General features: G+C 60.4%; 11 protein-coding genes. 3 read left to right on the top strand and 8 right to left on the bottom strand.

Annotated features, from left to right (window positions below; translation table 11 throughout):
- Positions 1-6: 6 nt before the first annotated feature.
- Positions 7-702: a pirin family protein gene (locus C1N62_RS00770; protein WP_137761848.1), complete on the bottom strand. Its 696-nt coding sequence runs from the start codon at positions 700-702 to the stop codon at positions 7-9.
- Positions 703-1074: 372 nt separating this feature from the next.
- Between C1N62_RS00770 and C1N62_RS00765 the strand changes: the two genes are divergently transcribed.
- On the top strand, positions 1075-1569 hold the full coding sequence (locus C1N62_RS00765) for a GNAT family N-acetyltransferase (protein ID WP_137761847.1): 495 nt from the start codon (positions 1075-1077) through the stop codon (positions 1567-1569).
- Positions 1570-1600: 31 nt separating this feature from the next.
- Here C1N62_RS00765 and iolE read toward each other — a convergent pair whose 3' ends face one another.
- From iolE to iolD, 4 genes are all read right to left on the bottom strand, one after another.
- Entirely contained in the window at positions 1601-2497 is an 897-nt protein-coding gene (iolE, locus tag C1N62_RS00760; RefSeq protein WP_137761846.1) for a myo-inosose-2 dehydratase, read from the bottom strand.
- Between the two features lie 25 nt (positions 2498-2522).
- Positions 2523-3407 (bottom strand): sugar phosphate isomerase/epimerase family protein, encoded by an 885-nt coding sequence (locus C1N62_RS00755; RefSeq protein WP_137761845.1) that lies wholly within the window; start codon positions 3405-3407, stop codon positions 2523-2525.
- A 66-nt stretch (positions 3408-3473) separates the two neighbouring features.
- Positions 3474-4496 (bottom strand): Gfo/Idh/MocA family protein, encoded by a 1023-nt coding sequence (locus C1N62_RS00750; protein ID WP_137761844.1) that lies wholly within the window; start codon positions 4494-4496, stop codon positions 3474-3476.
- 145 nt (positions 4497-4641) lie between these two features.
- Positions 4642-6582 (bottom strand): 3D-(3,5/4)-trihydroxycyclohexane-1,2-dione acylhydrolase (decyclizing), encoded by a 1941-nt coding sequence (iolD, locus tag C1N62_RS00745; RefSeq protein ID WP_137761843.1) that lies wholly within the window; start codon positions 6580-6582, stop codon positions 4642-4644.
- Between the two features lie 507 nt (positions 6583-7089).
- On the opposite strand from iolD, the gene iolC reads away from it, so the two are divergent.
- The gene (gene iolC / locus C1N62_RS00740; RefSeq protein WP_137761842.1) at positions 7090-9024 is read left to right on the top strand and encodes a 5-dehydro-2-deoxygluconokinase; all 1935 of its coding nucleotides are present in this window, start codon (positions 7090-7092) and stop codon (positions 9022-9024) included.
- Between the two features lie 233 nt (positions 9025-9257).
- Entirely contained in the window at positions 9258-10127 is an 870-nt protein-coding gene (locus C1N62_RS00735) for a MurR/RpiR family transcriptional regulator (RefSeq protein ID WP_137761841.1), read from the top strand.
- A 58-nt stretch (positions 10128-10185) separates the two neighbouring features.
- On the opposite strand, the gene iolB is transcribed toward C1N62_RS00735, so the two are convergent.
- From iolB to C1N62_RS00720, 3 genes are all read right to left on the bottom strand, one after another.
- Positions 10186-11016, bottom strand: coding sequence for a 5-deoxy-glucuronate isomerase (gene iolB / locus C1N62_RS00730; protein ID WP_137761840.1), 831 nt, complete (start codon positions 11014-11016; stop codon positions 10186-10188).
- A gap of 26 nt (positions 11017-11042) precedes the next feature.
- Positions 11043-12548 carry a CoA-acylating methylmalonate-semialdehyde dehydrogenase gene (locus C1N62_RS00725; RefSeq protein WP_137761839.1) on the bottom strand — a complete coding sequence of 502 codons (1506 nt, stop codon included), beginning with the start codon at positions 12546-12548 and terminating at the stop codon, positions 11043-11045.
- 247 nt (positions 12549-12795) lie between these two features.
- On the bottom strand, positions 12796-13041 hold the full coding sequence (locus tag C1N62_RS00720) for a hypothetical protein (RefSeq protein ID WP_137761838.1): 246 nt from the start codon (positions 13039-13041) through the stop codon (positions 12796-12798).
- Positions 13042-13052: the final 11 nt, after the last annotated feature.

Raw genomic sequence — 13052 nt, 5'->3', positions numbered from 1 at the left:
GTTCCATTATACCGATGGCAGGTCGAACAGCAGGATTTCGCTCTCTTCGTCGGCGTGCAGGGTGAGGGCACTCTCATCCCACAGGGCGAAGGCGTCGCTGGTGCCAGCGGACTGGCCGTTGACCGTAACGCTACCACGCACCACCTGGATCCAGATACGGCGGCCGCTGGCGATGGTGTAGTCACCCTGCTCACCCTTGGCCAGCGCCCAGCGCGACAGGGTCATGTCCTGAAACACCTTCAGCGAGCCGTCGCGTGCATCCGGGGAGAGCACCAACTGGCGGCCCTGCGGCGCGTCAAAGGCACGCTGCTCATAGCGTGGCGGCAGGCCCTGGGTATCTGGGATGATCCAGATCTGGTAGAGGTGCAGCGGCGCGTCATCACGGCCATTGTACTCAGAGTGCCTTACCCCGGTGCCGGCGCTCATGATCTGGAACTCACCCGCCTGAATCTGCTCTTTGTTGCCCATGCTGTCCTGATGCTCGACGGTGCCGGAGAGCACGTAGGTCAGGATCTCCATGTCTTTGTGTGGGTGGGCACCAAAGCCTTGCCCCGCGTCGATCACGTCTTCGTTAATCACCCGCAGCGCCGAGAAGCCCATAAACTTCGGATCGTGGTAATTCGCGAACGAGAAGGTGTGCCAGCTATCCAGCCAACCGTGGTTGGCGTGTCCGCGATCTTCTGCCTTACGTAAGTAAATCATGTTCAATCCTCCTCAATGTTTTCACTTAGTCTAGCGGCGGACTGAAAAGATGAAAGCGCAATAACTTAACCTCTCTGTTCAAAAAAAATGAACGAGTGGGAAGATGAAGAAATAGACGATGTGGTGGATGGCAGGCAAAAAAAAAGCCAGCACCCGAGCTGGCTTAAAAAACACTGGAAGCAATGTGAGCAATGTCGTGCTTTCCTGGAAGACACCAGCATGTCAGTGCCATCTCCCCGGAACGCATGACAATAATAATCATTATCATTCGTATCTGTAAAGTGATTTTCGTGCATTTTTTTATCTTGACGAAAAAATTATGCCAGATAATTTAAAGGGTTATTGCCAGCCACCCAGACAAGGAGCCGTACCATGACGATCACTGTCCGTCACACGCAAGTCGAAGATGCCGCCGCCCTGCACCACCTCTACAGCCAGCCAGCGGTCTACCGCGATACGTTGCAACTGCCCTACCCCAATGTCGCCCGCTGGGAGGAGCGCCTGCGCAACCCGGCCCCGGATAGCTGTAGTCTGGTGGCGCTACTGGAGGGCGAGATCGTCGGCCAGTTGACGCTGTTCCAGCAGACCCATGCGCGCCGCCGCCATGTGGCGACCTTTGGCATGGGCGTACTGCCAACCTGCCACGGGCGTGGCGTGGGCAGTGCGCTGCTTGGCGCGGCAGTGGAGCTTTGTGATAACTGGTTGAATGTGCAACGGATGGAGCTGACGGTCTACACCGACAACCGCGCGGCGCTGGCGCTCTACAGGAAGTTTGGCTTTGAGGTGGAGGGCACCAGCCCCTGCTTCGCGGTGCGGGATGGCCAGATGGTGGATGCGCACCACATGGGCCGGGTGCGGCGCGTCTGAACAGCAGGGCGCCGAAGCGCCCTGCTCTGTGTTACAGCCCGGTGTGCTCGCGAATAAACTCGCGCGCCCGTTTGGCATACTCGAACGGGTTGGCGATCGCCGGGTCTTGCTCTGCCTCTACCACAATCCAGCCCTTGTAACCGCGCTCATCCAGCAGTTTGAACACCGGTGCGAAGTCGATCACGCCGTCGCCGGGAATGGTGAACGTGCCCATACGCACGCCATCCAGGAAGCTGCGCCGGTTGCGGCGCACATCCGCCACCACCTCGTCACGCACATCTTTCAGGTGCACGTGGTTGATGCGGGCAAAGTGCTTCTCAAACACCTGCATCATCACCTGCTGGGAGCCTTCGGAGTAGTAAAGGTGGCCGGTATCAAACAGCAGGTAGACGTCGTCGTTGACCAGCGCCATGAAGCGATCAATCTCCGCCGGGGTCTGGATCGCGGTGCCCATATGGTGATGCAGGCAGACCTGCATCCCCTTCTCCGCCGCCAGTTTCGCCAGCGTGTTATAGCCGTCGGCCACCCGCTGCCACTCCTCCTCGGTGAAGTGGGGCTTCTCCTCCAGCACTGCCTTGGTGGTGCACTGGATGCTCTTGCTCTGCTCGGAGCAGCCAATCACCCGCGCGCCCATCTCATGCAGGAAGTTCATGTGGTTGATAAACTCATCGATGGTCTTCTCTTTCAGGCCATCGGCGAAAAAGGTGCTGAACCAGGCGTTGCAGATCTGGATGCCGCGCACGTCCAGCATCCGTTTCAATACCGCTGGGTCACGCGGGTATTTGCTGCCCACTTCACTGCCGGTGAAGCCCGCCAGCGCCATTTCGCTAACGCACTGCTGGAAGGTGTTCTCGCTGCCCAAATCCGGCATGTCGTCGTTGGTCCAGCCAATTGGCGCGATGGCCAGTTTGACGTTCTCTTTGTTCATGATAAGCCTCGCTGCATGATTGGGGTTATTTGAGCAACAGTTCCCGCTCGATACGTTCACGGGTTTCCACGGCCTGATATTTCATCTTTTCCGGGTAGCCAAACAGCGAGGCAGCAATGATCGGCTCACCGCCCACCTTGAACTTCTTGTTGGCGAAATCCATCTCACGCAGCGTCTTGAACAGGGTATCGAAATCCACCTCCCCCTCGCCGATGCCAACGTGCTGGTGCACGGCGGCGTCCACGCCCGGCGGGTTGACGATGTAGCGGCAGTGCTTGGTGTGGTTGTGGGTATCGGCGATTAGCACATGGGAGAGATCGTCGCCAGCGTAGCGCAGCATGTTCGCCACATCGCCCACGCCCTTGTCGTAGAAGAAGGTGTGCGGCACGCTGTAGAGGTACTTCACGTTGTCACTGCGCAGGGATTTCACCAAATCGCAGGTCTCGTTGTTCAGCTCGCAGAAATCCCACGGGTGCGACTGCACCTCCATACGGATGCCCTCGCGCTCAATGATCGGCAGCAGCTCCTCCATCGAGCGATACCACAGCTCCTCGCAGATCTCCGGCTCGTTCGGGTTGCCAGCCAGCTCGGTGTTGATCACCTGCACGCCCATCTCCACCGCGATCTCAATCATCCGCTTCCAGTTTCTTACAGCCGCCACGCGGCGATCCTCGCCCGGCCCTGACCAGCGGTAGACCACGATAAAGGAGGAGATCTCCACCCCGGTCGCCTTCAGCGCATTGCGGTACTCCGTCATCACCTCACGGCTGGCTTTCGGATGCTTGTAGAACGGGTTGATCTGCGGGTGCGGCGACTGCTCAATGTACTTGTAGCCCCACTCCGCCACCTGGTGAACCATCCTGGTAATGCCCATGTCCTTGATGACGTCGACATCAAACGCGATTTTCATGGTAACTCCCTAAATTGGTACGTGCGGGCCGACGGCTGAAGCGCCAGCCCGTTGACAGTGCGTAGGTTATGCCTTGGTTTTGCCGTAGAAGGCCGGGCGCGGCGGCAGCGCCACCGGCACAATCTCACCGCTCAACTGGGCGGCGACGCAGGCGTCAGCGGTAACGGCGGCGGCATAGCCATCCCAGGCGGAGGGGCCGCTTAGCTGGCCAGCCTGCACGTCGTTGATAAAGCCCTGCAACTCCACGTCGTAAGCGTCAATGAAACGCTGCTTCCAGTCGGTCAGGATGGAGGTGGAGAGCTTGGCCTCGCTGCGCAGTTGCACCGAGGAGGGTTCCGGCAGACGGGCGATGCCGGTCTCCCCGACCACCTCGCACTGAATGTCGTAGCCGTAGCGGCAGTTGACGAAGATCTCGACGTCAATGCGCGCGCCCTTGGCGGTCTCAAACAGGACGATCTGCGGATCTTTCAGGTGGCTGTAGGCGTTGGAGGTCTGGCGCGGGAAGACCACCTGCACCGAGACATAGTCATCATCCAGCAGCCAGCGCAGCACGTCGATCTCATGGATCAGGGTGTCAGTGATCGCCATGTCCGTGGTGTAGGTGTCGCCGACGGTTGGGTTGCGGTGCGCGCAGTGCAGCATCAGCGGCTCGCCAATCTGGCCGGAGGTGATCACCTGTTTCAGCGCACGGTAGCCGCTGTCATAGGGGCGCATAAAGCCGACCTGCACCAGCCGCTTGCCGTGGGCGCTCTCTGCCTCAACGATGCGCTTGCACCCTTCGGCGGTCACCGCCAGCGGCTTTTCGCAGAAGACCGGCTTGCCCGCCTTGATGGCGGCGAGCACGAACTCCTCGTGGCTCGGCCCCCAGGAGGTCACCAGTACGGCGTCCACGTCCGGCGCATTGATCAGCTCATGGCCGTTCTCATACACCTTGGCCTCCAGACGCAGGCGGCTGACCACATTGGCTGCCTGTTCGGCGTTGATGTCGTTGACTGCCACCACGCGCGCGCCCTGGAGCACACTGCTGCAACGACGGATGTGATCCTGGCCAATTGCGCCGGTGCCGATAACGCCAATATTCAATGACATAGTAGGGTACTCCTCAGGATTCAGATAACGGGCTACCCGCCCGCATACGTTTTCTTCATCGCATACGGCTTAATTGCGTTAAATTCTGTGTGAAAAGCAGTAACTGGGCGGGCAGCAGGCCGCTGCCCGTGGAATCAGGGATGCGTCAGTATTCGCGCGCCTTATTGATGTTCTCATTCAGCATCTCGGCCACGCGCTGGATGCTGTCGCGGTTCGAGACCTGCGCGCCGCCGACGCGCCACCAACTGAAGTACTTGTGCACCATGGTTTTCGGCAGCACCTTGATGTCTATCAGCGTCGACACGGTCTGTTTGCGCGCATCTTCCAGCGCCTCACGCAGCTGCTCATAGGTAGTGACGCTGTAGGTCTTGCAGCCGTAAGCCTGCGCCAGCATGGCGAAGTTCACCGGCACAAAGCCGCCGGTCAGGCTGTTGTCCTCGTGGTTGCGGAAGCGGAACTCGGTGGTGAAGCTGTTCATGCCGTGCTCCATCTGCAAGTTGTTGATGCAGCCGTTGGTCATGTTGTCGAACAGCACCACGTTGATCTTCGCCCCCTCCTGAATGGAGGTGACCAGCTCGGAGTGCAGCATCATGAAGGAGCCGTCGCCGAGCAGGGTGTAGACCTCGCGCTGCGGCTCCGCCAGCTTGACGCCGAGCGAGGCATTGACCTCATAACCCATGCAGGAGTAGCCATACTCAACGTGGTAGCCGTTGACGCCAGTGGTGCGCCAGACGCGTTGCAGGTCGCCCGGCATACTGCCGGAAGCGGCCACGATCACCGCATCCTTCGGCAGCATCTCATTCAGGGTGCCGAGCACCTTACTCTGGGTCAGCACCGACTGCGTGGCCTCGATGAATTCGGCAAACACCTGCTTACGATCGAGGTGGTCATCGATCTCCGGCACAAAGTCCTCGCCGCTGTACTCCACCTGATAGACCCGATCCACCTCCCGGTAGAGGCTTTCGCGCGCCCGGCTAATGGCATCGCCCCAACTGGCGCGGTAACCGCTGTCGGCCAGCCGGCTGTCGAGGGTCTCCAGCGCGTCGCGCGCATCCGCCAGCAGTTGCACGCCATCAAGCTTGCCAGCATCAAAGGCGCTGACGTTGATGTTCAGGAACTCCACGTCCGGGTTCTGGAAGATCCACTTCGATGACGTCGTGAAATCGGTGTAACGGGTGCCGACGCCAATCACCAGATCGGCCTCTTTTGCCAGGGTATTGGCGGCCAAACTGCCGGTCTCGCCGATGCCGCCGAGGTTCAGCGCATGGTCAGAGACAATCGCCCCTTTGCCAGCCTGGGTCTCGGCGAACGGAATGCCGTAACGCTCGGCGAACTGTTGCAGCGCTGCCGCTGCCGCGCTGTACTTCACCCCACCGCCGCAGACAATCAGCGGCTTGCGTTTGCGGGCGACGATTGCCAGTGTGTCCTGCACCATGCCAGCGGTGGCCGGGCGGCGATCCATGCGGTGCACGCGTTTCTGGAAGAAGTAGTCCGGGTAGTCATAGGCTTCGCCCTGCACATCCTGTGGCAGCGACAGGGTGACTGCGCCGGTCTCGGCCGGGTCGGTCAGCACCCGCATGGCGTTGATACAGGCGCTCATCAGCTGTTCCGGGCGCGACACGCGATCCCAATATTTGCTGACGGCGCGGAAGGCGTCATTGGTACTGATGCTCAGGTCGTGCGGCTGCTCAATCTGTTGCAGCACCGGGTCGGGCTGACGGGTAGCGAACACGTCGCCCGGCAGCAGCAGCAGCGGGATGCGGTTGGCGGTGGCGGTGGCCGCGGCGGTCACCATGTTGGCGGCACCGGGGCCGACAGAGGAGCTACAGGCGTAGATCTCACGACGCAGTTTCTGCTTGGCATAGCCGATGGCCGCATGGGCCATGCCCTGCTCGTTGCGCCCTTGGTGTACTACCAGCGCGCCGCGATCCTGCTCCAGCGCCTGCCCCAGCCCGAGTACGTTACCGTGGCCGAAAATGGCAAAAATCCCTTTTACAAACTTGATCTCCTCGCCGTCCACCAGAACGTACTGGTTATCGAGGAACTTAACCAACGCCTGCGCCACTGTGAGTCTCGTCTTAGCCATTGTTGAACCCTTCCTGTTTGTCATCTGGTGGTATCGGGCTGCCGCCCGGCGCAGTACGCCCGTCCGGTCAGTGGGCCGCCTGCCCCGCAGGCCCGCCAATGGCGGACAGACAGCGAGCAGTGAAACGTGGGGGAATTATAAACAAATTTTTTTTCCACAAAATACCATTCCAGAAGAAACATTCCATTTTGCGAGTAAGATCAAAAAATGAAATAAAACGTCCATTCGACCCGCTGCGCGCTTATCGTAACGTTACGTAACCTTTCACTCTCTTTTGCGTGCCTCCTCACAAATTTTTGAGGGAATTCAATCAACTGAAAACCAAGGCAACACCCAGCCCCGGCCCCTTTCACGATCGGTAGTCGATGCTAACCCCGCGCCGGAACAGGCATTGTTTGTCACCACTCACATTTTTGGATACTTGATTTCATTCATTCTTGTTTTTGAAATTTTTATTCCCCATACTGCTGAAAAATGCTTCTTCATCCCTTTTAGAAGGAATCTGGTATGGCGACACAACCCAAACAGTTGGATGTCATCTGCATCGGCCGCATTGCGGTTGACCTCTACGGCCAGCAGATTGGCGCGCGACTGGAAGACATGAGCACCTTTTCCAAATACCTCGGCGGTTCATCCGGCAACGTGGCCTACGGCACCGCCATTCAGGGCCTGAAGTCAGGCATGTTGGCGCGGGTCGGCGATGAGCATAATGGCCGCTTCCTGCGGGAGACGCTGCAACAGGTCGGCGTCGATACCCAGTACCTGATCACCGACCAGCAGCGCCTGACCGCGCTGGTGATCCTCGGCATCAAGGATCAGGAGACCTTCCCGCTCATCTTCTACCGCGATAACTGTGCCGACATGGGGCTGGTGCCGGATGACATTGATGAGCATTACATCGCCTCGGCGCGTGCGGTGGCGGTAACCGGCACCCACCTGTCGCACCCGGATACCCGCGCCGCCGTGCTGAAGGCGCTGGACTATGCGCGCAAGCATGGCCTGCGCACCGCGCTGGACATTGACTACCGCCCGGTACTCTGGGGGCTGACCTCACTGGGCGATGGCGAAACGCGTTTCATTGAGTCCGCGCAGGTGACCCGCCAGTTACAGGAAGTCCTGAATAAATTTGACCTGATCGTCGGCACCGAAGAGGAGTTCCACATCGCTGGCGGCAGCACAGAGACCCTGACGGCGCTGAAAAACGTGCGCCAGCACACGCAGGCCACGCTGGTGTGCAAGCGTGGCGCGCAGGGCTGCTCCGTGTTCGAGGGCGAGATTCCGGACGGCTGGGGCCAGGTCAAGCTGCACAGCGGCGTGCGCGTCGATGTACTGAACGTGCTGGGCGCGGGCGATGCCTTTATGTCTGGCCTGCTGCGCGGCTACCTCAATGATGAGGGCTGGGATCAGGCCTGCCGCTACGCCAATGCCTGCGGCGCACTGGTGGTCTCCCGCCACGGCTGCGCCCCAGCGATGCCGACCAAGGCGGAGCTGGACGACTACCTGAGCCGCGATACCCAGGTGCCGCGCCCGGATCGCGATGTGCGCCTCAACCACCTGCACCGCGTCACTACCCGCAAGCAGGCGTGGCCGGAGCTGTGCGTGTTCGCCTTCGACCACCGCAAGCAACTGGAGGATATGGCCGACGAGGCGGGCGTTTCTTATGACCGCATTCCGACGCTGAAACTGCTGCTGCTTCAGGCCGCGCGTGAGGCCGCCACCGAGGCAGGGCTGGCGAACAACAGCGGCATTCTGGCTGACACCACCTACGGCCAGCCAGCGCTGAACGCCATCACCGGGCAGGGCTGGTGGATTGGCCGGCCGATTGAGCTGCCCAGTTCGCGCCCGCTACGGCTGGAGCATGGCGACATCGGCTCCCAGTTGGTGAGCTGGCCACAGGAGCACGTGGTCAAATGTCTGGTGTTCTACCACCCGCAAGATCCGGCCGCGCTGCGTCAGGAGCAGGAGGCCCTGCTGCTGGAGGTCTACCGCGCCTGCTGCCAGAGCGGCCATGAGCTGCTGCTGGAGGTGATCCTGCCCGAGAGCAGCGATGACAAAGATGAGCGCTTCTACATCGACGCCCTGACGCGCTTCTATGAGTTGGGCATCCAGCCCGACTGGTGGAAGCTGCCACCGCTCTCCACCGCTGCCTGGGAGCAGGTGGGCGCCGTGATCGACGCCAATGACGACTACTGCCGTGGCGTGGTGATTTTGGGCCTCGACGCGCCAGAGGCGGAGCTAAAATCGGGCTTCGCCGCCGCCGCGGCTGCCCGCTGCGTGAAGGGCTTTGCCGTCGGCCGCACCATCTTCGGCCACGCCTCCCGCCGTTGGCTGCACGGTGAACTGGATGACGCCGCGCTGATCAAACAGGTGAAGCAGAACTACCTGACGCTGATCGGCTTCTGGCGTGATGTCCGTCCACTGCCAGACGCGCTGAAAAAGTAGCGCCCACGCGGCCCTTTCAGGGCCGCGTCGCGTTCACCCTGCATAAAACGTGCGGTATCCGGGTGCCACCCTGCGCCCGGTGTGCCGATTTGTGACCTTTTTCAAGGTACGATGAAATAAAGGCTGGGATTTGCCGCAACAAATGAAATTTTCAATTCATCTGATAGAATGGCAACAATGAAAACGTGTTTCGTTTTTCACCTGATCCCTGTCTTCCCTTGTGAGCCACCGATATGACTAACCCGACCCAACTCTCGCTGTTACAGGATGAGATCCGCCGTCGCTACGATACTTTGAGCAAGCGCCTGAAGCAGGTGGCCCGCTATATTCTCGACAACAGCAACAGCATCGCCTTTGATACCGTTGCCTCCATCGCCACCCAGGCTGACGTGCCGCCCTCCACGCTGATCCGCTTTGCCAATGCCTTTGGTTTCAGCGGCTTCAACGAGATGAAACAGGTCTTCCGCCAGCACCTGATGGAGGAGACCGTCAGTTACACCGAGCGCGCGCGCCTGTTCCGCCAGACCTCCACCGAGGAGAACGCGGTGCCCGAGAAGCCGGCGGAGATCCTCAACGTCTTCACCATGGTGAACGCGCAGGCATTGCAGCAACTGGCCATGCAGGTCAGCCCGGATCAGCTTGAGCGTGCGGTGGAGATGCTGCACAACGCCGACACCATCTATGTGATTGGCCTGCGCCGCTCCTTCAGCGTCGCCTCCTACCTGACCTACGCCCTGCGCCACCTCGAGCGCCGCGCCTTCCTGATCGATGGCCTTGGCGGCATGTTTACCGAGCAGCTCAGCATGGTGAAGCCGAATGACGTGGTGATCGCCATCAGCTACTCCCCTTACGCGCAGGAGGCGGTGGATCTGGTGCAGCTCGGCGCGAAACAGGGCGCGCAGCAGATTGCCATCACCGACAGCCAGGTCAGTCCGCTGGCGGCGTTCAGTGACGTCTGCTTCGTGGTACGCGAGGCGCAGGTGGACGGCTTCCGCTCCCAGGTGGCCTCCATGTGCCTTGCCCAAACTCTGGCGGTCTCACTGGCCCTGACCAACGCGCAGGCCAGCGGTGCCAGCACCCTCACCACCCAGCCAGCCAAATGATGCAGAACGGCCACCCGCAGGTGGCCGTTTTTACTGAGTCAACGCCACGACTGCCCTGTCAGCGCTCCGACTGCCCCTTCGGGTAGGCGTCGCTGTTGATCCAGGCGTGATCCTTCTCCCACGTGAATTTCCACTTGCGTACCGGGCCAGCCATCACGTTCAGGTAGTAGCTGTCATAGCCAGCAATGGTCGCCACCGGGTGGTAGCCGCGCGGCACTTTCACCACGTCGCCGTTGTAGACCGCCATGCACTCATCCAGCGAGCGGTCGTCGGTGTAGACGCGCTGCATACAGAAGCCCTGCGCCGGATCGAGGCGGTGGTAGTAGGACTCCTCCAGATAGGTCTCATCCGGCGAGTTTTTGTCATCATGCTTGTGGCTCGGGTAGGAACTGGTGTCGCCCTCGGCGGTGTAGACCTCCACCACCAGCAGGCTATCGGCCGGTTCGCTGTCCGGCAGGATGTTATGCACCAGCCGTTTGTTGCGCCCCTTGCCACGGCGCTCCACGCCCACCTCTTCCGGCGTGATCAGCCGCGCTGGCAGTGTGCCGCGAGAGGGCGAGCGGCAGACCGCCAATTCCAGATCGCTCTCGGCCAGCACGTTGACGCGGTCATGGTGCGGCACATAGACCGAATAGGGCGGCACGCGCTCGAACGGGCTCATGCGCTTGCCGATGTGCGGGAATTCCGCCTTGGAGGTCGCGACCGAGGCCCGCCCGGCCACCAGCACCAGACACAGTTCATCACCCTCACTCTCCAGCGCCAGCTTCTGGCCCGACTTCAGGTGGTACACCTCAAACCCGACATACTCCCAGCCAGCGTTTTCAGGGGTAATGTGCTGGACGCGCCCCTGCGCGTCCGGTTGTTGCAGTTTGGAAAGCAGTGGAGACATGACTCCCTCCTGTTGCGGTGTGTCAATCAACCCAGCGTCGGCATACTGTACTCGGAGACGGTCTGCTGGCCGCTCGGCCAGCGGGCGGTGACGGTCTTCATGCGCGTGTAGAAGCGCACGCCGTCGGTGCCGTGGACGTTGAGCGCGCCGAATACCGAACGTTTCCAGCCGCCAAAGCTGTGGAAGGCCATCGGCACCGGCACCGGTACGTTGACGCCGACCATGCCAGCCTGCACGCTGCTGACGAACTCACGCGCATAGCGCCCGTTGCTGGTGAAGATGGCACTGCCGTTGCCAAACTCATGGCCATTCACTGTCTCAATGGCGGTCTGGTAGTCCGGCACGCGCACAATGCCCAGCACTGGCCCGAAGATCTCCTCACGGTAGATCACCATCTCCGGCGTCACGTGGTCGAACAGGGTGCCACCGACGAAGTAACCGCCTGGCGCGCCCGCCACCTGATAATTGCGGCCATCCACCACCAGACTGGCCCCTTCGGCCACGCCCTTGTCGATGTAGCCCACCACTTTTTTCTGGTGCTCAGAGGAGACCAGCGGCCCCATCTCATTCTCTTCGCCGCCCTGTTGCAGGCCGGGGCCAACGCGCAGTTCCGCGATCAGCGGCTTCAGTTTCTGCACCAGCTTGTCGGCGGTGTCATCGCCCACCACCACCGCAATCGGCAGGGCCATGCAGCGCTCGCCGGCAGAGCCAAACGCGCCGCCCATCAGCGCATTGACGGTGGCATCCAGGTCAGCATCTGGCATCACAATGGCGTGGTTTTTCGCCGCGCCAAACGCCTGCACCCGCTTGCCGTGGGCACTGGCGGTCTTGTAGATGTACTCAGCGACGGTGGAGGAGCCAACAAAGCTGACGCCCTGCACGCGCGAATCCGTGTAGAGCTGTTCCGCATCTTCATTGGCGCAGTGCACCACGTTGAAGACGCCATCCGGCAGGCCCGCCTCTTTCAGCAGTTCCGCCATGCGCACCGCCGCAGAGGGTGCCAGCGCCGGTGGCTTCAGCACAAAGGTGTTACCGCAGGTCAGGGCGATGGGGAACATCCACATCGGCACCATCGCCGGGAAGTTGAACGGGGTAATGCCAGCCACCACGCCCAGCGGCTGCTGCATGGAGAAGCTATCGACGCCGCCACCCACCTCTGGGGAGTACTCGCCCTTGATCAGGTGCGGGATGCCACAGGCAAACTCCACCACCTCCAGGCCGCGCGTCAGTTCGCCCAGCGCATCGGAGTAAACCTTGCCATGCTCGCTAACGATCAGTTGCGCCAGCTCCTCACGGTGTTGCTCCAGCAAGGCCTTGAAGTTGAACATGATGCGCGCACGGCGCAGCGGGGTGGTCGCCGCCCAGGCCGAGAAAGCCTGATGCGCCGCCTCAATGGCGGCCAGTACCTCGTCGCCGGTGCTCTGCGTCACTTCGCACTCCACCTTGCCGGTGGCGGGGTTATAGACCGGGATGGTCTGGTTGCTGGCGCTCTGGCAGGTTTTGCCGCCAATAAAGTTACCCACGATTTTCATGTCTCACCCTCATAATTTGATGTCTTTGACACGGTGGTGCCGGGCTGGCCGCGCCACGCCTGCAACAGGGGGGCTTGCCAGCGGCTGTTGGCAAAAACTCTATTTCATTGAAAAAAAAGTTTCAAATATTTTATTTTGGGATGTTTTATTTTATGGAGCTGCCTCGCAAAAATGTGCAGCCGATCATGTAACTGTCATCTGGCACGCGTCCCTCACTCCTTCACCCTGCGCCTATCGCAACAAACCCTTAGCCATCATGGGCCTTCCTGACCTTGGCTAAGCACACCGCCGGCCGTTGAAAAGGCTGGAAGGTGCCTCGCAAGGCCCAATGTTGTTTCAGCATGGCAGAAGAAATTTTTTGAGCTGCCTCTAAAAATCCGAATTCCATTATTCTTTTATTATGGAATAAATGTTCTCTTAAGCGACGGAACATTTCACCTGTGACCAGACGCGCTTTTCCCGCCAGCGGGGCGTCTTTTACTTCATCCAGCAACGGCTTTTGGA

The sequence above is a fragment of the Nissabacter sp. SGAir0207 genome (genome assembly GCF_005491205.1).
Lineage (GTDB): Bacteria > Pseudomonadota > Gammaproteobacteria > Enterobacterales > Enterobacteriaceae > Chimaeribacter.
This window is presented reverse-complemented; position numbering and strand designations above follow the sequence as displayed.

Bases quoted from the DNA above. Each gene is read 5' to 3' on its own strand.
- C1N62_RS00770 (WP_137761848.1), bottom strand. From the start codon at position 702: ATGATTTACTTACGTAAGGCAGAAGATCGCGGACACGCCAACCACGGT.
- C1N62_RS00765 (WP_137761847.1), top strand. From the start codon at position 1,075: ATGACGATCACTGTCCGTCACACGCAAGTCGAAGATGCCGCCGCCCTG.
- iolE (WP_137761846.1), bottom strand. From the start codon at position 2,497: ATGAACAAAGAGAACGTCAAACTGGCCATCGCGCCAATTGGCTGGACC.
- C1N62_RS00755 (WP_137761845.1), bottom strand. From the start codon at position 3,407: ATGAAAATCGCGTTTGATGTCGACGTCATCAAGGACATGGGCATTACC.
- C1N62_RS00750 (WP_137761844.1), bottom strand. From the start codon at position 4,496: ATGTCATTGAATATTGGCGTTATCGGCACCGGCGCAATTGGCCAGGAT.
- iolD (WP_137761843.1), bottom strand. From the start codon at position 6,582: ATGGCTAAGACGAGACTCACAGTGGCGCAGGCGTTGGTTAAGTTCCTC.
- iolC (WP_137761842.1), top strand. From the start codon at position 7,090: ATGGCGACACAACCCAAACAGTTGGATGTCATCTGCATCGGCCGCATT.
- C1N62_RS00735 (WP_137761841.1), top strand. From the start codon at position 9,258: ATGACTAACCCGACCCAACTCTCGCTGTTACAGGATGAGATCCGCCGT.
- iolB (WP_137761840.1), bottom strand. From the start codon at position 11,016: ATGTCTCCACTGCTTTCCAAACTGCAACAACCGGACGCGCAGGGGCGC.
- C1N62_RS00725 (WP_137761839.1), bottom strand. From the start codon at position 12,548: ATGAAAATCGTGGGTAACTTTATTGGCGGCAAAACCTGCCAGAGCGCC.